The organism is Kribbella sp. NBC_01510, assembly GCF_045040325.1.
In the GTDB taxonomy this organism is placed as follows: domain Bacteria; phylum Actinomycetota; class Actinomycetes; order Propionibacteriales; family Kribbellaceae; genus Kribbella.
The window spans coordinates 4,179,071-4,197,118 of sequence record NZ_CP109418.1 but is presented as its reverse complement, the minus strand read 5'-3'; the positions used below and the strand labels follow the sequence as shown (position 1 = coordinate 4,197,118).

Annotated in this window: 23 protein-coding genes; 6 read left to right on the top strand and 17 right to left on the bottom strand. The window is 68.5% G+C overall.

The window, feature by feature from the left end:
- Positions 1–37 precede the first annotated feature (37 nt).
- Positions 38–550, top strand: coding sequence for a BON domain-containing protein (locus OG558_RS20970; RefSeq protein WP_405071753.1), 513 nt, complete (start codon positions 38–40; stop codon positions 548–550).
- A 222-nt stretch (positions 551–772) separates the two neighbouring features.
- On the opposite strand, the gene OG558_RS20965 is transcribed toward OG558_RS20970, so the two are convergent.
- On the bottom strand, positions 773–1,831 hold the full coding sequence (locus OG558_RS20965) for a LacI family DNA-binding transcriptional regulator (protein ID WP_405071752.1): 1,059 nt from the start codon (positions 1,829–1,831) through the stop codon (positions 773–775).
- Positions 1,832–2,069: 238 nt separating this feature from the next.
- Between OG558_RS20965 and OG558_RS20960 the strand changes: the two genes are divergently transcribed.
- Positions 2,070–3,593, top strand: a complete 1,524-nt coding sequence (locus OG558_RS20960; RefSeq protein ID WP_405071751.1) for an alpha-N-arabinofuranosidase — start codon at positions 2,070–2,072, stop codon at positions 3,591–3,593.
- On the opposite strand, the gene OG558_RS20955 is transcribed toward OG558_RS20960, so the two are convergent.
- The 7 genes from OG558_RS20955 to OG558_RS20925 all read right to left on the bottom strand — a co-directional run bounded on the left by OG558_RS20955 (position 3,590) and on the right by OG558_RS20925 (position 9,509).
- Complete coding sequence (locus OG558_RS20955) at positions 3,590–4,408, bottom strand: MerR family transcriptional regulator (protein ID WP_405071750.1); 819 nt, start codon at positions 4,406–4,408, stop codon at positions 3,590–3,592. The genes OG558_RS20960 and OG558_RS20955 overlap by 4 nt on opposite strands.
- Positions 4,409–4,464: 56 nt before the next feature.
- Entirely contained in the window at positions 4,465–4,728 is a 264-nt protein-coding gene (locus OG558_RS20950; RefSeq protein WP_329474607.1) for a hypothetical protein, read from the bottom strand.
- A 172-nt stretch (positions 4,729–4,900) separates the two neighbouring features.
- On the bottom strand, positions 4,901–5,941 hold the full coding sequence (locus OG558_RS20945) for a zinc-dependent alcohol dehydrogenase family protein (protein ID WP_405071749.1): 1,041 nt from the start codon (positions 5,939–5,941) through the stop codon (positions 4,901–4,903).
- Positions 5,942–5,953: 12 nt separating this feature from the next.
- Positions 5,954–7,144 (bottom strand): RNA polymerase sigma factor, encoded by a 1,191-nt coding sequence (locus OG558_RS20940; protein ID WP_405071748.1) that lies wholly within the window; start codon positions 7,142–7,144, stop codon positions 5,954–5,956.
- Positions 7,141–7,509, bottom strand: coding sequence for a YciI family protein (locus OG558_RS20935; RefSeq protein ID WP_328523286.1), 369 nt, complete (start codon positions 7,507–7,509; stop codon positions 7,141–7,143). The genes OG558_RS20940 and OG558_RS20935 overlap by 4 nt, the downstream gene beginning before the upstream one ends.
- A 105-nt stretch (positions 7,510–7,614) precedes the next feature.
- Positions 7,615–8,733 (bottom strand): NAD(P)/FAD-dependent oxidoreductase, encoded by a 1,119-nt coding sequence (locus OG558_RS20930; protein WP_405071747.1) that lies wholly within the window; start codon positions 8,731–8,733, stop codon positions 7,615–7,617.
- A 41-nt stretch (positions 8,734–8,774) separates the two neighbouring features.
- Positions 8,775–9,509, bottom strand: coding sequence for a hypothetical protein (locus OG558_RS20925; RefSeq protein WP_405071746.1), 735 nt, complete (start codon positions 9,507–9,509; stop codon positions 8,775–8,777).
- Between the two features lie 120 nt (positions 9,510–9,629).
- Here OG558_RS20925 and OG558_RS20920 point away from each other — a divergent pair, with 120 nt between their 5' ends.
- Complete coding sequence (locus tag OG558_RS20920; protein ID WP_405071745.1) at positions 9,630–10,001, top strand: DUF4440 domain-containing protein; 372 nt, start codon at positions 9,630–9,632, stop codon at positions 9,999–10,001.
- Here OG558_RS20920 and OG558_RS20915 read toward each other — a convergent pair.
- Positions 9,998–10,846, bottom strand: coding sequence for a SigB/SigF/SigG family RNA polymerase sigma factor (locus tag OG558_RS20915; RefSeq protein ID WP_405071744.1), 849 nt, complete (start codon positions 10,844–10,846; stop codon positions 9,998–10,000). The two genes, OG558_RS20920 and OG558_RS20915, sit on opposite strands and share 4 nt — an antisense overlap.
- A gap of 298 nt (positions 10,847–11,144) precedes the next feature.
- Between OG558_RS20915 and OG558_RS20910 the strand changes: the two genes are divergently transcribed.
- The gene (locus OG558_RS20910; RefSeq protein ID WP_329474599.1) at positions 11,145–11,378 is read left to right on the top strand and encodes a DUF397 domain-containing protein; all 234 of its coding nucleotides are present in this window, start codon (positions 11,145–11,147) and stop codon (positions 11,376–11,378) included.
- A 229-nt stretch (positions 11,379–11,607) separates the two neighbouring features.
- On the opposite strand, the gene OG558_RS20905 is transcribed toward OG558_RS20910, so the two are convergent.
- Positions 11,608–11,826 carry a hypothetical protein gene (locus OG558_RS20905; RefSeq protein WP_233714578.1) on the bottom strand — a complete coding sequence of 73 codons (219 nt, stop codon included), beginning with the start codon at positions 11,824–11,826 and terminating at the stop codon, positions 11,608–11,610.
- Positions 11,823–12,017, bottom strand: coding sequence for a hypothetical protein (locus OG558_RS20900; protein ID WP_328523292.1), 195 nt, complete (start codon positions 12,015–12,017; stop codon positions 11,823–11,825). The genes OG558_RS20905 and OG558_RS20900 overlap by 4 nt, the downstream gene beginning before the upstream one ends.
- A gap of 449 nt (positions 12,018–12,466) precedes the next feature.
- Between OG558_RS20900 and OG558_RS20895 the strand changes: the two genes are divergently transcribed.
- Positions 12,467–13,339: a helix-turn-helix domain-containing protein gene (locus OG558_RS20895; RefSeq protein WP_405071743.1), complete on the top strand. Its 873-nt coding sequence runs from the start codon at positions 12,467–12,469 to the stop codon at positions 13,337–13,339.
- Positions 13,340–13,360: 21 nt separating this feature from the next.
- Here the strand turns inward: OG558_RS20895 and OG558_RS20890 are convergent, their stop codons facing one another.
- The 4 genes from OG558_RS20890 to OG558_RS20875 form a co-directional block, all read right to left on the bottom strand.
- A complete protein-coding gene (locus OG558_RS20890; protein WP_405071742.1) occupies positions 13,361–13,987 on the bottom strand; it encodes a DUF2461 domain-containing protein in 627 nt (208 codons plus the stop codon).
- A 106-nt stretch (positions 13,988–14,093) separates the two neighbouring features.
- Positions 14,094–15,263 carry an epoxide hydrolase family protein gene (locus tag OG558_RS20885; RefSeq protein ID WP_405071741.1) on the bottom strand — a complete coding sequence of 390 codons (1,170 nt, stop codon included), beginning with the start codon at positions 15,261–15,263 and terminating at the stop codon, positions 14,094–14,096.
- A gap of 41 nt (positions 15,264–15,304) precedes the next feature.
- Positions 15,305–15,595, bottom strand: coding sequence for a hypothetical protein (locus tag OG558_RS20880; RefSeq protein WP_329474594.1), 291 nt, complete (start codon positions 15,593–15,595; stop codon positions 15,305–15,307).
- Between the two features lie 192 nt (positions 15,596–15,787).
- Complete coding sequence (locus OG558_RS20875; RefSeq protein ID WP_405071740.1) at positions 15,788–16,075, bottom strand: DUF1905 domain-containing protein; 288 nt, start codon at positions 16,073–16,075, stop codon at positions 15,788–15,790.
- Between the two features lie 77 nt (positions 16,076–16,152).
- Between OG558_RS20875 and OG558_RS20870 the strand changes: the two genes are divergently transcribed.
- Entirely contained in the window at positions 16,153–16,668 is a 516-nt protein-coding gene (locus tag OG558_RS20870; RefSeq protein WP_405071739.1) for a GNAT family N-acetyltransferase, read from the top strand.
- Here OG558_RS20870 and OG558_RS20865 read toward each other — a convergent pair.
- Both OG558_RS20865 and OG558_RS20860 read right to left on the bottom strand, forming a co-directional pair.
- Positions 16,622–17,596, bottom strand: coding sequence for a cation diffusion facilitator family transporter (locus tag OG558_RS20865; protein WP_405071738.1), 975 nt, complete (start codon positions 17,594–17,596; stop codon positions 16,622–16,624). The genes OG558_RS20870 and OG558_RS20865 overlap by 47 nt on opposite strands.
- Positions 17,596–17,997, bottom strand: coding sequence for a metalloregulator ArsR/SmtB family transcription factor (locus OG558_RS20860; RefSeq protein WP_329474590.1), 402 nt, complete (start codon positions 17,995–17,997; stop codon positions 17,596–17,598). The genes OG558_RS20865 and OG558_RS20860 overlap by 1 nt, the downstream gene beginning before the upstream one ends.
- Positions 17,998–18,048: the final 51 nt, after the last annotated feature.

Genomic DNA, 18,048 nt, shown 5'->3' with positions numbered 1-18,048 from the left:
ATTGGTAAGCGATCTTCTTCGAGGACGGTGAGAGAGGATGCGACTGATCAGGAGTGCCGGGCTGGCCGCTGCAGGTGTGTGCACTGGAATGATGGCCGAGTACCTGCTCGACCCGGACCGCGGGAAGGCACGACGCGCCCGGATGCGCGACAGAACCGCGCACCGGGCAAATGACCTGACCGACGGTGTGCGCGGCTTGTCGCGCGACGTGTCGAACCGCGGCCGCGGGATGGCGATGGCGACGCGCTACCGGGTCACCGGGCGGTCGGCGGACGACGCCGTACTGCACGACCGGGTGCGGGCCGAGCTCGGGCGGCTGGTCAGTCATCCCCACGCGATCCAGGTCCGGGTGAACGGGCGGACCGTAACGTTGGTCGGTGATGTGCTGGCCGACGAGGACAAGCAGGCCCGGCAAGCCATCAAACGCATCCCGGGCGTGAAGAGCGTGGACAGCCAGTGGACGGTGCACGAGGAACCGGGCAGCGTGCCGACGCTGCAGGGCAAGGGGCGCTCGCACGTCGGCGCCAAGCGTTCCCAGCCGATGCACTGACCCTTCCCAGAGACCAGCCCGGCGCTTTCACCACAAGGTGGTGGCGCCGGGCTGAGCCACGAAAAGACCGCAGCCAAGGTCCTCCGACCTGCGTGGGAGGTGTCGGCTTTACTCAGCGGCTCACGAAAGACCTCGAAGAAAGCTTGCAGACAGCCAGGTTTATCGATATATCTCTGAGGAACGCCCATCCTTCCGGGGGTCCTGATGAGGTCTGTGCTGCGGTCAGCCGGTGGGTTTCGTCGTACCGCGCTGGATCAGCCGGGCCGGCACGATCAGCTCCTGCGGGTCGCCGGTCGGGCCGCCGGTGATCTGGGCGATCAGCAGCGACGTAATGGCGTCGGCCATCTCTCCGTGGCCCGGGTTGACCGAGGACAGCGACGGAACCAGATACGGCGCTTCGTCGATGTCGTCGAAGCCCACCACCTGGACGCCGTCCGGCACCCGCAGCCCGGCATCGGCCAGCGCCCGGAGCGCACCCATCGCGGTCACGTCGGTCAGCGCGAAGACGGCATCGAAGGTGATGCCGCGATCGAGCAACGACCGGATCGCGGCGTACCCCGCTTCGAGCGTGAACTGGCACCGAACCGTCAGCTCCGGATCCATCGGTACGCCGGCCTCGGTGTGCGCGAGCGCGTAGCCCTCGGCCCGCAGGGCCGGCATGTTCGCGGTCGAGTCGGGGTTGCCGCCGAGCATGGCGACCCGCCGGGCGCCGGTGGCGAGCAGGTGCGCGGTCGCCTGCCGCGCGCCGTCGACGTTGTCCATCATCACGTGGTCGAAGCGCGACGGCAGCGCCCGCTCCCCGATCATCACCACCGGTGCGTCGGTGCGGATCTGGGCCAACTCGGCCGGGTCGATATCGACCACGCTGAGGATCAGGCCGTCGTACATCCGCAGCCGGGAGAAGGCAACCGCGTCCAGCTCGCCCTCGCGGCTGGCTCCGGTGCGTTCCATCACGATCCGCAGCCCGTGCCCCTCGAACCGGTCCGCGAGCCGTGCGGCGAGCTGTGCGAAGTACGGGCGCTCGAGCTCGGGGACCGCGAGGCCGACCACGCCGGTGCGGCCGGCGCGCAGGTGCCGGGCGGCCAGATTGACCTGGTAACCGAGCTCGCTGATCGTCGCCAGCACCCGTTCCCGGGTCACGGCGCCGACCCGCGGCCGCCCGTTGATCACGTTCGACACGGTCATCGTGGAGACCCCCGCGGACCGCGCCACATCAGCCATCGTCACCACGGTGGATGCTCGTTTGCCGGCTTCCCCGCCCCACCGCCCAGGTCGCGTCATATCCCCACCCTACGTAAGGATCCACGCCTTCCGGCCCGCCCCCGTGGCCGTCCTGCCCGATCCGCTGACGCCAACTCCGGCGGTGGCGCTCCTGATGGTGGGGAAAGAATTCGTCGCCGGATGCAAACTTCTGTCCCCACCGACCGGGATGAGCCGGGCGTGCGGGCGGACCGCGTTCCTCCGGTCGCCCTCAGCATCGGCCGTACTGCCCGAAACCCCTCGAAACAAGGAGAATGTGGTGTCCATAGCATCTGCTGCCCGCGTCGTGATCGATCTCGACGTACCAGGACCGACCATCAGCCGGCATCTGTACGGGCACTTCGCCGAGCACCTCGGCCGGTGCATCTACGGCGGCTTTTACGTCGGTGAGGATTCGGAGCTCCCGCATGAGGGCGGCATCCGGCTCGACGTGGTCGAGGCGCTGCGGGCGTTGCAGATCCCGAACCTGCGCTGGCCGGGCGGCTGCTTCGCCGATGAGTACCACTGGCAGGACGGGATCGGGCCGAAGGCGGACCGGCCGTCGATGATCAACACCCACTGGGGCAACGTCGAGGAGAACAACCACTTCGGCACCCATGAGTTCATGGCGCTGTGCGAGTTGCTCGGCGCGGATCCGTACGTGAACGGGAACGTCGGCAGTGGGACCGTGCAGGAGATGAGCGAGTGGGTCGAGTACCTGACCCGCGACGGCGACAGCCCGATGGTCCGCCGGCGCAAGGCCAACGGCCGCGACGAGCCGTGGAAGGTCCCGTTCTGGGGTATCGGCAACGAGGCCTGGGGCTGCGGCGGGAACATGCGCGCCGAGGCGTACGCCGATCTCGCCCGAAGGTACGCGACGTTCTGCCGGGACCACGGCGACAACAAGCTCTACCGGATCGCTGCCGGCGCCGCCGATGACGACCTGGCCTGGACCGAGGCACTGATGAAGGCGATCAGCTGCCTGGGCTGCGGCCGCGACCCGAAGAACATCTTCCAAGCGGTCTCGTTCCACTACTACACGGTGGCCGGGACCTGGGAGAACAAGGGCAGCGCGACCGACTTCGACCTCGACGACTACTACCGGACGATCATCAAGGCGCAGGACATCGAGCGGGTGATCCGCGGCCACTCCGCGGTGATGGACGCGTACGACCCGGAGCGCAAGGTCGGCCTGGTGCTGGACGAGTGGGGCACCTGGTGGGATGGCGAGCCGGGCACGAATCCCGGGTTCCTGTTCCAGCAGAACGCGATGCGCGACGCGCTGGTGGCGAGCCTGCACTTCGACGTGTTCCACCGGCACGCGGAGCGGCTGGTGATGGCCAACATCGCGCAGACGGTCAACGTGCTGCAGGCGATGCTGCTCACCGACGACGACGGCGGTCTGGTGCGGACCCCGACGTACCACGTCTTCGAGATGAACAAGGGGCACCACGACGCGGTGGCCGTGCCGGTCCACGTCGTCGAGCAGCCGGCGCCGTACGAACTGGATGGCGAGACGATGGAACTGGTGTCGGCCTCAGCTTCGGTGAAGGACGGGCGGGGGCTGATCTCGATCAGCAATCTGGATCCTGTTGCGTCGCTGGACGTCGTACTCGATCTGCGCGGTGCCGAGATCCGGGAGCCGTCCGGACGGTTGCTGACGGCATCGAAACCGCAGGCGTACAACACGGTCGGCGAACCCGGCGCGGTGGCTCCGGTTCGGCTCAGAGTGGAACCGGAGCCCCGCGGCCTGCGGGTCACGCTGCCGCCGCACTCCTTCGCGACGGTCAGTTCGGCCGTTTAGTTCGGCTTGGTGACCGGGATCTGGAACTCGTGCACCCAGTTGGCCGGGTTGTCCATGTCGAACTGGAGCGTGACCTCACGGGCGTACCCGTGACTGCGGTAGCCGTTGTCCTCGATCCAGCGGGCCAGCGTCTGCATGCTGCGGTCGGCTTCCATCATGTCGCCCTTGTGCACGATGGTTGCTGCCTGCGTGAGTTCGGGAAGATCGACGAGGTCGACACCGGCGGCCGTGCCGGTGTCGACGGGTACGGCGGCGTGGACACGGACCGTGTCCCCGTCGGCGTCCTCGTAGTACGCGACCGGCGAACCGCACGGGTTCACGCCGGCCTCGCCGAGGCGCTCGAACAGCTGGCCGAACAACGGCTGCAGCACCGGTCCGATGTCCTCGCCGTCGTAGCTGGGTGAGATCGCGGACAGCTCCGCGACCCGGGTCGGGGCGATGCGTTTCAGAACGACGTCGTCAGTGGGCATGTGGCCTTCCTTCTCGATCAGCCGGAGCCTCGCCTCGACACTGACCAACCGCGACGCGCCCCGCGCCAGCTCCGCCTCGAGCTGGGCCTGCCGCAACCGCAGCATCCCGCGCAGCTCCTCGGCGGACAGCTTGGCGTCGACGATCTCCGCGACCTGCTGCAGACTGAAGCCCAGATCCTTCAGGGCGATGATCCGGTTCAGCCTGCGCAGCTGGTCGGCCGAGTAGAAGCGGTACCCGCTCTCCGGGTCGACCACCGCGGGCCGGAGCAGTCCGATCGCGTCGTAGTGCCGCAACATCCGGGCCGATACCTGCCCGAACGCCGCGAAGTCTCCGATGGTGAACATGCCCCCACCTTCCGGCTTGACACTGTGTGAAGGTCAAGCCTGCCCGCCGCGAACGGTCAGGAGGTGACGCCGGCCCGGCGGTCGCGGACGGCGGCGACGGCGAAACCGGTGAGCAGGACCGCGACGCCGCCGGCGCCGAGACCGGTGACGAGGTCGCTTCGGCTGCCCAGCCGGGCGTCGCACTGCATCGGCGTGATGCCCTTCTCGGGCTGGAAGACCGAACCGCAGGCCTCGCCGTTGACATGGACCGGCCGTACGGCGAACACCACCCCGGCGATCAGCAGGACCACACCTACCGCGCCGAGAACCTTGCTCAGCACTGCCCGTCTCGCAGCGCGATGCCAGCCGCAAGGACCGACCACACCTGCCTGGTCAGATCCCGCATCGGCGCTCACGCTCCCTGGTAGCTCGGCAAGATTTGATCAAATCTAACGCAGCTAGCAGCTACCGCTGAAGCCAGGAACCGGCCCCGGATCGAATCTTCACTCAGTTCTAACGATCTCCGGGCCGGAACCGTTCACCCGGGAGCACGGCCACCAGCGAACCACTGGCCCGACCGTGGGCGACGTCTGCCAGCGCCCGATCGACCGCGGCGAACGGGACCGCGGTGATGTGGGCGCTGACGGGCAGCCGGGCGACGAGGCGGAAGAGTTCCTCGCCGTCGCGGCGGGTGTTGGAGGTGACGCTGCGCAGGTCGCGTTCGTGGAAGAGATAGCGCTCGTAGTTCAGCGCCGGTACGTCGCTCAGGTAGATCCCGGCGACCGCCACAGTTCCACCGGGCTTGAGCGCTTCGAGGGCGTACGGGACCACGTCGCCGGCCGGAGCGAACACGATCGCCGAGTCCAGTGGCACGGGCGGTCGGTCGGCGGTCTCCCCGACGTACGCGGCACCCAGGGAGCGGGCCAGCTCCCGGTTCTGTTCGCCACGGGTCATGACGAACAGCTCGGCGCCCTGGGCGGTTGCGATCTGGGCGGTGAGGTGGGCGCTGGAGCCGAACCCGTAGATCCCGAGGCGGCCGCCCGGCGGGAGGTTCGCCCGCAGGAGTGACCGGTAGCCGATGATCCCGGCGCACAGGAACGGCGCGAGCTCCTCCGCGGGACGGTCGGCCGGCAGCGCGTACGCGTAGTCCTGCGGTACGACGGCGTACTCGGCGAATCCGCCGTCCGCGTCCCAGCCCGTGTACGACGACAGCGGGCAGAGGTTCTCGGCTCCGGCGCGGCAGAACTCGCAGACCCCACAGGTGCGCCGGAGCCACGCGATCCCGACCCGATCTCCGATCTCGAACCTCTCGGCCTGTGGTCCGCGATCGACCACCGCACCCACGACCTGATGCCCTGGTACGACGCCGGGCCGCCGCGGCTCGAGGTCGCCTTCGCACAGGTGCAGATCGGTGCGGCAGACCCCGCAGACCTCCACCTTCACCAGCACTTCACCAGGTCCGGCTTGCGGGACGGTACGACGTACCCTCCGCAACGGCCCGTCGTCGATCGGGCCGGGCCGCTCCACTGCCCATGCATCCATCAGCTCACCCATAGAACCACGATCTCAGGCAACCCCACGCGCTGCACGATTCCTGAGATAGCGCTGCTCCGAGGTATTCGTGGCGAGCTTCGCGGCCGCCAGATACAGCTCCTTCGCCGCGTCGGCGTCACCCTGCAGATCGAGCAGATGCGCCCGTACGGCTGGATAGCGATGCGACCGGGTCACGCGATCGTCGTCCCGCAACGTGTCAAGCAACGCGAGACCCGCGGCCGGACCGTGCACCTTCGCGACCGCGACCGCACGGTTCAACGTCACCACCGGACCGTCGAGGTGCCTCTCGAGCAGGGTGTAGAGGCCGAGGATCTGTCGCCAGTCGGTGTCGGCAGCGGTCTTCGCCTCGTTGTGCACGGCAGCGATCGCGGCCTGCAGCTGATACGGCCCGAGCTCTGTCGTTGACATGGCCCAGGTGATCAACTCAACGCCTTCACCGATCGCCTTCTGATCCCACAGCCCGCGGTCCTGGTCGTCGAGCGGCACCAGCAACCCGTCCGCCGTCGTACGAGCAGCACGCCGCGCATCGGTCAGCACCATCAGCGCGAGCAGACCGGCGACCTCGCCATCGTCGGGCAGGATCGCGTGCAGCATCCGGGTCAGCCGGATCGCCTCCTGCGCCACCTCGACCCGGCTCAGCCGCTCCCCCGCCGTACCCGTGTAGCCCTCGTTGAAGATCAGATAGAGCACCTGCAGTACGGCGGCCAACCGTTCGGCGTACTCGGCCGGCAACCGGAACGGCGTACCGCTGACCTTCTGCTTGGCCCGGCTGATCCGCTGCCCCATCGTCGCCTCCGGCGTGAGCAACGCGGCGGCGATCTCGGTCGTCGTCAGACCGCCGACCGCGCGCAGCGTCAGCGCGATCTGCGACGCCGCCGACAACGCCGGATGGCAACACAGGAACAACAAGGTCAGCGAGTCGTCCGACCCCGCGGCCGGCTCGGGAGCGACATCCGGAACGCGTACGGCGTCCTCCCGGTGCCGGCGTGCTTCCTCGTTGCGGAGGATGTCGATCAGCCGCCGGGAGGCGACCCGGATGAGCCACTTCTTCGGCTCATCCGGGACACCTTGCTCCGGCCACTGCGTCGCGGCCGCCAGCAACGCCTCCTGGACCGCGTCCTCACAGGACTCGAAGTGCCCGTACCGCCGCACCAATGCACCCAGGACCTGCGGTGTCAGATCTCGCCAGATCTGCTCGATCATGGTTGTTCGGGCGGGCCTGCCATGATCGGCCGGACCTCGACCGCGTCGCCGACGGCGCCGGTGATCCGGGTGGCGATGGACATCACCCGGTCGTGGCTGTCACAGTCCACGACCGCGAAGCTGACCAGCACCTCCTTGGACTCGGCGAACGGCCCCTCGCTGGCGATCGGCCCGTCAACACCCCCGCGGACGGTGTGCGACAGCGCCGGATGGGCCAGCCCCTCGGTCGACAGCAGCTCACCGGATGCGGTCAGCTCGGCCCCCAGTTCCTCGTAGAACGCACACGCCGCCAGGAACTCCGGGCTCGTCACGTCCACCGTGTCCCAGTCGGCCTGCTTGGTGTAGGCCAGCAACAGATACTTCATGACGCTCTTCCCTTCAGTAGTCGGTCACCTGCTTGCACCGACACCTCGAAGCTCTCGGAGCTGTTTCGACATCATCCGCGGCCCCCTTTCCTACGACACGCTTTTCTACGACATCAGACCGCGCAACAGGCGGCGGGTGATCAGGCCGTCGGCCAGGCCGAGCTCGACCAGGTCGTCGAAGATGCGCTGGTCAGCAGCGGCCGCGCGGATGCCCGCGTCGAGGACGCGCCCGGAGCGGGTGAGTTGGACGGTGAGCGCGGTGTGCCGGAGATGCCTGGCGAGAAGGCGAGCCGTTCGGCGGCGGTACGACGTACCCGCATCGGCACTGTCTGCCCGCAGAGCATTGGCGACCGCGCGGCCGGCGAGCAGACCGGTCGCGACGGCGTAGTAGATGCCCTCGCCGGTCATCGGGTTGATCAACCCGGCGGCGTCGCCCGCCAGCATCACCCGACCCGCCGATGGACGCCAGGTCCATCCGGACAGCGGCAGATGGTGTCCCCACCAGGACTTCCCGCCGTCGGACGCGCCTGGCAGCAGGCCTTCCAGGTGCGCAAGCAGGTCGGCCCGGGTCGGACGAGGCCGGTCGCTGGTCAGCTGTTCGCCGTACCCGACGTTCGACCAGCCGTCGCCACGGTCGAAGGACCACGCGTACGACGGCTGCCGCCCCGGACCGTAAGCGATCACCTGACTCGCGGCCCGCGCGGTCGGCGTCGGCGCATACCCGCGGATCGCCAGCGCCACCGGTCCCGCCTTCACCCCCAGATCCCGCCGTACGACGGAATGCGCACCATCAGCGCCGACGACGAACCGGGCGTCGACCTCGCCGTCCACCAGCACCGCCCGCCGCTGGATCTCGAGACCGCGGACCCGTCGGCGGACGAGCTGCGCACCGGCCGTCTGGGCCGCGTCCGCCAGTCGGTGATCGAAGACGGTCCGCGGCACCACCCAGTTCGGCCGGGCCATGTCCCGGTCGACTCCGACGTCGCCCCAGGTCAGGGCGAACCGTCGTACCGGCGTCCAGTCGTCGACGATGCCGGTGACGCCGACTCCCGCCAGCAGATCGAGCACGTGCGGAGCGATCCCGTCACCACAGGCCTTGTCCCGCGGGAAGTCGTGCCGATCGAGCATCAGCACCGAGAGGCTCGGGTCGGCCGCCAGCGCGCCGAGCGCAGCCGAAGCCCCCGCCGGGCCGGCTCCGACGACCACCAGATCCCACACAGGCACCTCCCGCAGATCCCTCCCAGTGTGGCAGCGGGCACGACCTGCTAGCTGCCGGGACGCCTGCCTGGCTTGTTGGGACCGCGGGAGCCGGTCCGGCGCGGGCGCGGGACGAGCCGATCCGCGTGACCACTGGACTGACCCAACGAACCGACCGGACGGGCCTCGTCGAGATCGACCACCCGCGGTGGCGGCGGGACGAAGACCTCGATGGTTTCCTCATCGTCCGGCGGAGGCGGCGGCGCGACCAGCTGGACCGGCTTGGCCCGGGCCGCCGACTCCTTGCTCGCGCGCGACACCGGCGCCGCCACCCGCACCGCGGCGATCGGGACCCGGACCGGGCGCCGCGGCAACTTCGTTCGCAACTCGATGCCGAGCGCATCGATCAGCTTGCGGCAGGCAACGATCGACACAGCGACCGCGAACACCGTGCAGACGGCGAAGAGCACCGACTGACCACCGGACGCCCAGTTCGACGGGTCGGTACGACGCATCGCGGCGATCATCGCGACCACGATCGCGTTGGTGATGCCGAGGGCAACGGCCAGGCCGGTCGTGCGGAGCAGCACTCCATGGTCGAGGCCGACATCGTCAGCGGCCGCCACCAGTCCGGCGATCAGGCCCGCCAGCACCGGCACCGTATAGACCAGCGCCAACGTCAGCCCAGGGCTCGCAACGAGATAGAAGACGTCGAACACCAGCGCGGTGCCGGTCAGGGCGGCCGCGAAGCACACCACAATGCGCGGGTACGCGCGGACCACGGCGACCGCGTCCGCGGGCACCGTCCTGATCATCCGCAACGCCAGGAACAACGACTCATCCCCTCGTTTTCCCCCATTGTGCCGCTACCCTGCACCCTCGGTAACCATCCGCTGCGGGCGAGTCGCCATAGGGTGGGTGGAATGGACGAGGTGGGGATGGTTGTCGAGGCGGAGCTGAGTCTGTTGCGGCCCGACGTACGGTCGTCGGCGCAGGCGGTCGAAGCGTTGCTGGATCCGGACTTCGTCGAGGTGGGCGCGTCCGGTCGCCGCTGGGACCGGACGGCGATGGTGGCCGCGCTCGGCAGCGGTGAGATCACCGACCCCGATCCGATCCAGGCGACCGAGGTCGCCGGCGTCCAGTTGGCCGACGACCTCGTCCACGTCACCTATGTGTCCCGCCGTACCGGCGGCGCCCCGGTCCGCCGCAGCTCACTGTGGCGGCGGACCGACGGCACCTGGCGCCTCTACTACCACCAAGGCACTCCGGCGGATGTCGCCTCCGGCAACGGTTAGGCGGCAGCCGGCAGCGGAGCGAGCTTGTCGCGCAGGTCGTCGAGGATCTTGCGCAGCACCCGGGAGACCTGCATCTGGCTGACGCCGATGTCGTTCCCGATCTCAGACTGGGTCCAGCCCTCGACGAAGCGCAGTTGCAGGATCCGCCGCTCGCGCTCACTGAGATCTGCCAGCACCGGCTGCAACATCTCGACCGTCTCCAGCTGATCGATGCTTCCGTCATCGACATCGGCGACCACGTCGGCCAGCGTCAGCTCGGCGTCGACCTCGGCAGGCCGGTCCAGCGAGAGCACGTTGAAGCAGCCCTTGGCGGCGAGCGCCTGCTCGACCTCGGTGACGTCGACCTCGAGGTGCTCGGCGATCTCGCTCGGCGTCGGCTCCCGGTTCAGCTCCTGCTCGAGCTCCGGCAGCTTGGTCGCGATCGTGCCCTGCATCTCCTGCAGCCGGCGCGGTATCCGGACCGTCCAGGCGCAGTCGCGGAAGTACCGCTTCACCTCGCCGCGGATGGTCGGAATGGCGAACCCGATGAACGGGGTGTCCGCGTCGAGCCGGTAGTGATGCGCGGCCTTGACCAGGCCCAGGTAGGCGACCTGCTCGAGATCGTCGGCCTCGGCGCCGCGGCCGCGGAACCGGCGCGCGATGCCCCGGGCCATCTCGAGGTTGAGTTCGACGACTTCCTCGAGCAGGCGTTGCCGCTCGGCTTCGTCGGTGCAGGTAGCCCTGCGTTCCATCAGTTCCCTGGTGGCTGCTTCCCGGGCGGCCCGATCGGCCGGGGTCGTGCAGCTGGTGGAGGTCCGTCCTGACCGGGACGGGGCGGTGGCGAACAACACGGTGCTCGTATTCATTTGGTATGACCTCGCGACTCTTGTCACGGCGTGGCACTTCGCTGAACCACGGTCATGCCTGCTTCTGGTTGGTACCCATCTCCCGCGATCCCATGCATCCCGGCTCCGCCTGCCCAGCCGGCGTCGTACCGCGGATTCCTGTCACCGATCGCGACCTCGGGATGGTTTGCAACGGGCGTTTGAGCCTGTCGTGATCACTGCACGTAAGGGGGCGGACACCCGGCCCCGAAACGTGTACGATGCAAATGCAAGGCCAAATGCACGTGCATATGCCAAAGACGTACGGAAGGTGCAGCTGATGACTGCTGTCTACAACGGCATGCCCGGCGACTCGATCAGCGAGCTGATCTGGCGGAAGAGCCAGCGGAGTGGCCCCAACGGCAACTGTGTCGAGGTAGCGAAACTGGCGGACGGTGGCGTGGCGATGCGGAACTCGCGTCACACCGACGGCCCGGCACTGGTGTTCACCAAGGCCGAGATCGAGGCGTTCCTCGGCGGCGTCCACGACGGCGAGTTCGACTACCTCGCCTGACGGAACCGGAAGCAAGGGGCCCCTTCGCCAGGCGAGTGACGAAGGGGCCTCTTCCGTTGTCCGCTGCGACGGCGAAAGCCGGGTACGGCGGTCGGCAGCAAAACCTCACGTGCGGCCGGCCGCCCCGACCCAGCGGGCGGACATCGGGTGAACGCCGTACCAAGGAACGACGAAGGCCGACCCTCGGACGAGGGCCGGCCTTCGTGTTACCGGGAGGGGGTCGAACGGGCTACTGGACGGTGAGCGGCCAGAGCTGTTCGCTGGGCAGTTCGGAAGCTTTGCCGGTGGCCGCATTGTCAACGGTGATGCGCAATCCGGTGAACTTCGGCGTCATCACCCGCTGGTACCGCGACGCGCGGTCCGGCTCGGCGACATACTCGGCGATCAGGTGGTCTCCCAGCCAGATCCGCACCATCTTTCGGCCTCCTACTGCTCTGTCGGTGGTCATGGGGCGAGACTCACGATCGGGTCTCCGTCGAGGTGGCGGACACCGCGCAGCCAGCCCTCGAAGGCCCAGCGCTGTTGCTCAGGGCAACGCGCGACCAGTGCCTGGATCTCCCGCTCCGTCAGTTCGTCGGGCGCGCGGCCGCCGGCCAGCTGGGCGGTGCGCTCGGCTGTCTCACTGTCGTCGTCGTTCATCGACTCGGGTTCCCCAACCAGTCAAGCCAACGGGAGGGCCGTCGGCGGCCTGTAGGACCGGCCTGCCAGATCACGCAATGTTACGTATCGCGAGATCCAGCTCACCTTCTGTGCATGAATCAATCATGGCGTCAGCACGCTTCGAATGCAAGCGTCAGATGCACGTGCATCCGCACGTTTTCCATATCGAGACCACAAAGCCGGCGTTTCAGCCTGCCGAGGGCTGGATCGAGGGCCGTCGAACGGTGTTCGCCTCAGCTCGAACGGACAAGTATGTCCTGACAAATTGCGGCTATGACGCATAGGCTACTGTTACGGCCCGTGATCGTCGGTCCGGATTCGCTGCTGATATGTAAGAACTTCGGCAGATTCGCTCCTGAGCGTGCGATGATGTGCACTGCGGGCGATGTTGCCGCTGATCAGACCGCTGGGGGCTGTGGGAGGTGGGTGTGACCGAGTCGGGCGCGCAGAGCGGACCGACCGCGCTTCGCATCATCCTCGGAGCGCACCTACGGCGGATGCGGGACGCGGCTGGAATCAGCCGATCCGACGCAGGGTGGGAAATCCGATCATCGGAATCCAAGGTCAGCCGGATGGAGCTGGGCCGCGTCGGCTTCAAGGAACGAGACGTCGGCGACCTGCTGACGCTGTACGGCCTGGACGACGGCGAAGAGCGCGAGCGGCTGCTCGCCCTCGCCCGTGAGGCGAACAACCCCGGCTGGTGGCACCGCTACGGCGACGTGCTGCCGAGCTGGTTCCACTCCTATCTCGGGCTCGAGGCAGCGGCCGCGCTGATCCGTACCTATGAGCTCCAGTTCGTCCCCGGTCTGCTGCAGACCACGGACTACGTGCGCGCGGTCGTCCAGCTGGGTCGTGGGCTGATCCCGGCCGAGGAGGTCGAGCGGCGGGTCGCCCTCCGGGTGAGCCGGCAGGAAGTCCTGACCCGGCCGAATCCGGTCCGCCTGTGGGCCGTCGTCGACGAGTCGGTGCTGCGCCGGCCGATCGGCGGCGTGAAGGCGATGATCATGCAACTGGACTCGCTGATCGAGGCGACCCACCTGCCGAACATCACCCTGCAGGTGATGAAGTTCGACTCCGGCGGCCACGCGGCGACCGGCGGCGCCTACAGCATCCTGCGGTTCCCGGAGCAGGACCTGCCGGACATCGTCTACATCGAGCACCTGACCAGTGCGCTGTACCTGGACAAGCTCGAGGATCTCGACCAGTACACGGCCACCATGGAGGCCCTCTGCGTCGCGGCCCCGCCGCCGAACAAGACGCGCGACATCCTCGCCGGGATCCGCCGCGACTTCGACCGCTGATCCCGGGCTGCCTGCCGGCGGTCAGGTGTTGTCGGTCAGCCAGGTGATGAGCGGCCGGGTGGCCTTCCAGTCGGCGCGGATCTGGCCGGCCAGCTCCGGCTTGTGGATGACGGGCTCGAAGCCGTAGGACTTGCTGACCGTCAGGGACTTGTGCCGGAGCAGGTCGATCCTCGGGTGCTCCGCGTCGTACCCGCGGGGGCTTGTCTTCAGCCGGTCCCCGCCGACCGTCCAGCCGGCCGCGGTGAGCTTGGCCAGCAGCTTCTCGAGTTGCCGGCCGCGCCGGTCGTCGTCGATCGCGGTCCGGACCCGGGCCAGCCGCTCCGAGTTCGCCTCGTAGAACCCGGCCGCGACCCGGACGCCGGGCGCCCCGAGCTGGACGTACCAGCCGGTCGCCGGAGCGACGTCGATGAACGCGCCCTGATGCGTCTTGTACGGCGTCTTGTCCTTCGCGAACCGGACGTCCCGGTACGGCCGGAACAGTTTCGCCGGACCGAAGTCCGGTTCGAGCTCCGCGAGCAATGCGGCCATCGGGGCCTTCACCGACTCCTCGTAGACGTGCTTGTGCGCCGTCCAGAAGCTCTTGGTGTTGTCCATCTCGAGGTCGTCGTAGAAGTCCAGCGCCGCCGCCGGAAACCCGGTGAAACTCATGCCGCCACGATAGTTCGGCGCATAGACACCGCCCCAATGGGTACCGGACGACTTTCCAGACAGGTGTGTCGGCCAGGACCAGGCGCAGGCCGGCGCACCACCGGGCTCAGGACTCCGTGGTCCGCAGGGCCGCGAAGAACGCACGGATATCGGTGACGAGCACACCGGGTTGTTCGAGTGCGGCGAAGTGGCCGCCGTCCGGGTGGCTGGTCCAGCGGACGATGTTGTCGGTCCGATCGACCTTGTGCCGGAGCGGGATGAAGTTGTCGTGGGCCAGGTCGAGCAGGGCGGTCGGCGTCGTCGACGGCTCGGCCGGCTGTCCCCAGTACGACGCGTGCGCGCGCTCGTAGTAGATCGCGCCGGACGATCCCCCGGTGCGCGTGAGCCAGAAGAGCATCACGTTGGTGAGCAGATGGTCGCGGTCGATCACGGACGCGGGATCGGACCAGGTCGCGAACTTCTCCGCGATCCAGGCCAGCTGCCCGACCGGTGAGTCGGTGAGGGCGTACGCCAGGGTCTGCGGCCGGGTCGACTGCAGATCGGCGTACCCCTGCTTGTCCTTCAACCACTCCTGGAATCGCCGCCAGGAGGCCCAGGTGCGGTCCCGCTCGGCCTGGTCGAGCGGCTCGAGCTCCGCCGGCGTCGGCTCGGACGTGGCGCCGGAATTGGGGATGAGATTGAGGTGTACGCCGATCACGTGCTCGGCGTCGATCCGCCCGAGCTCACGGGAGATGCCGCCACCCCAGTCGCCGCCCTGAGCGCCGTACCGGTCGTACCCGAGTCGCGCCATCAGGACGGACCACGCGTTGGTCACCCGCAGGAACTCCCAGCCGGGCTCCTGGGTCGGTCCGGACAGACCGAAGCCGGGGATGCTCGGGAGGACCAGGTGGAACGCGTTGGCCGGGTCGGCGCCGTACGCGCGGGGGTCTGTCAGCGGGCCGACGATCTCGCTGAACTCGACGAACGAGCCCGGCCAGCCGTGGGTGACGATCAGCGGGGTCGCGTCCGGTTCGGGTGAGCGGATGTGGGCGAAGTGCACGTTCGCGCCGTCGATCGTGGTGGTGAACTGCGGCCACTCGTTCAGCCGCGCCTCGGCCGCCCGCCAGTCGTACCCGGTACGCCAGTACTCGACCAGGTCCTGGAGGTACGCCAGCGGCACGCCACGGGACCAGCCGGCCCCGGGGAGTTCGGCCGGCCAGCGGACGCGGTCGAGCCGCTCGTGCAGGTCCTTCAGGTCCGTCTCCGGCACATCGAGCCGGAACTGTTCGATCGTCACTGCGGCAGCGTCTCGCAGCGGCGGCCGTCCCGCACCTGAATTCAGGCGGTGACCTTGTCCCGGACCACCTTGACGGCGACGGCGGCGATCAGGCAGAGCACACCGGCGCTGATCACGATCGTGACCAGGGTGCCGGCGCTGTTCAGCGCGTTGTCGCACGCCATCGGCGTGATCCCCGCGGCCGGCTGGAACGCCGAACCACAGTCGGTGCCACCGGCCGAGACCGACCGGAAGCCGAGCAGTACCCCGCCGAGCAGCAGAGCCACTCCGGCGATGCCGAGAATCTTGTTCAGCGTCGTCACGGCGAGACCGGCTCCGCTGAGGGTGGGCATGCCGACGGCATACCCCGTGAGCCCCGTTGCACTTCGTTCACTCCTGACGTCGACGGACCACCCGCAACCGAACTTACGGTCCGGCGCCGGATGATCCCCAACCGTGCGGGCCGTCAGGACTGATTCTTCACACAGTCCTTACTCAGGACATGACCCGCTGTGACCGCGGTCTCAAACGTTAACCGGGTGGGCTCAGCCGAGGCGTTCTTCCAGGTGGACGGTGATCTCGTCGCCGGGCTCCTTGCCGATCAGGTCGCGGAGGTCGCCCTTCACCGGGAGTTTGTGGGTGCCGTCGCCGAGGGCCATGAACGAGCTCTCGAACGGGTGGCCGTCCATGGTGCCGCGGACCTTCACCAGGCCGCGGGTGCCGAAGTACTCGGCCGAGTCCGGCATCTTCACGTAGGTCCAGCCGCCCTCGGCGTCGCTCTTCAGCAGTGGTGCGGTGAACGTCTTGTCCAGCTTTCCGGTCTTGCTGCTCACGGTGAGCTCCTCTCTACACCCCTAGGTAGAGACTGGCGGACGGGTTTCGACACCCCCGGCCAAACTATTCTGGGGACGTGCAGATCAACATCCGCCGCGCGGGGCGGGACGACGTACCGGCGGTGCTGGCACTGCTCGACGGGGCGACCGAGTGGCTGGTCGCGCGCGGGCAGACCGATCAGTGGGGCACCGAGCCGCACTCGACCAACCCGCGACGGGTCGAGCAGATCACCTCGTTCGCTGACGACGGGCTGTGGGTGGCCGAAGCCGGCGGCCGGGTCGTGGGTGCGCTCGCGGTCGGGGACGCGATGCCGTACGTGCCGGCGGCCACCGAACCGGAGCTGTACGTACGGTTGCTGGTCACCGAGCGCGGATCCGCGGGTCACAACCTCGGCGGCGAGCTGCTCGATCACGCCCGCGAGCTGGCTCGTGCGGCGGGAGTCGGGGTGCTCCGGGTGGACTGCTTCGCGGGCGGCGACGGTGCGCTGGTCCGCTACTACGAGAAACAAGGATTCACCCGGGACGTGGAGTTCGCCGTACGTCGGGTCAATGGTTCGGACTGGCTGGGTCAGGTGCTCGTGCAGCGGCTGTGATCGAGCGGTGAACGGTGCCGTGGGCGTCGCTGCAGTGTGCCGCGGGGTCGTCGCTGGTGGCGTGGTCGACCTGGAGGGTGGAGTGCGTCAGCTGATGCCGGTCCGCGAGTAGCGCCTCGATCTTGATCCGGATCTGATGGCAGTCGAGTCCCTCGGCCACCAGGATGTGCGCGGACGCGGCCGACTCGCCGGACGTGATCTCCCAGACATGCAGGTCGTGCACCTCGACCACACCCTCGACCGCGCACAGCTCGGCGCCGAGCGCCTGCGGGTCGATCCCGGTCGGCGCCGCCTCGAGGAAGATCCGGCCGGAGTCGCGGACCAGCGAGATACCGGCCTTGAGCATCAGCGCCGCGACCACCAGCGCGGCGATCGCGTCGGCCCGGGCGAAGCCGGTGAGGAGTATGACGAGACCGGCGATCGCGGTCGCGATGAACGCGAAGAGGTCGTTCAGGATGTGCTGGAACGCGCCGTCGACGTTGAGACTCGAGCGATTGGCTTTGCTGATCAGCCAGGTGGCGAGCAGGTTCACCACGATGCCGACCAGACCGGTGATCAGGACCAGCCCGCCCTTCACGTCGGGCGGGTGGATCATCCGGCTGATCGCCTCGAAGACGAAGTACGCCGCGAGCAGCAGGAGCGTGATGCCGTTGGCCTGCGCGGACAGGATCTCGACGCGCTTGAAGCCGTAGGTGTAGCCGCCGGCCGGTGGACGGGCGGCGAGCCGGATCGCGATCAGGGCGAGCAGGATCGCGATCGCGTCGGTGAGCATGTGCGCGGCGTCGGTGATCAGGGCCAGCGATCCGGCCGCGATGCCGACGATGATCTCCGCCGCCATGAAGCCGACGATCAGCGCGAGAGCACCGCTCAGCAGCTTCCGATCCGCCTCGGAGCTCACACCGTGCCCGTGACCGTGTCCCTCGCCCATTACGACTCCGACCTCTCCGGGTGGATGGCGTCGGTGTGTTCGGTATGGGCGACGGCAAGGTCTACGAGCATGCGGACGTGGGCGTCGTCCAGGCGGTAGTACGCCATCCGGCCGTCCCGCCGTACGGCGACTACGCGGTGCGCGCGCAGCAGCCGGAGCGCGTGCGAGGTCGCAGACTCGCTCAGCCCGGTGACCGCGGCGAGATCGCAGACGCACAGCTCACCGTCGAGCAGCGCGACCAGTAGCTTCAGCCGCCGCGGGTCGCCGAGCAGGCCGAACACGTCGGCCGTGTCGACGATGTCGTCCGCGCCAGGCATCCTGGCGTTGACGCTCGCCACCCGCTCCGGATCCACCAGCCGGACCGAGCACGCGTCGACCTGCACATCTGCAGAACTCTTCATATGTCCACGGTAGTGCATCCCGCCGCCGAACGCGACGATCGCGCGCGGAGA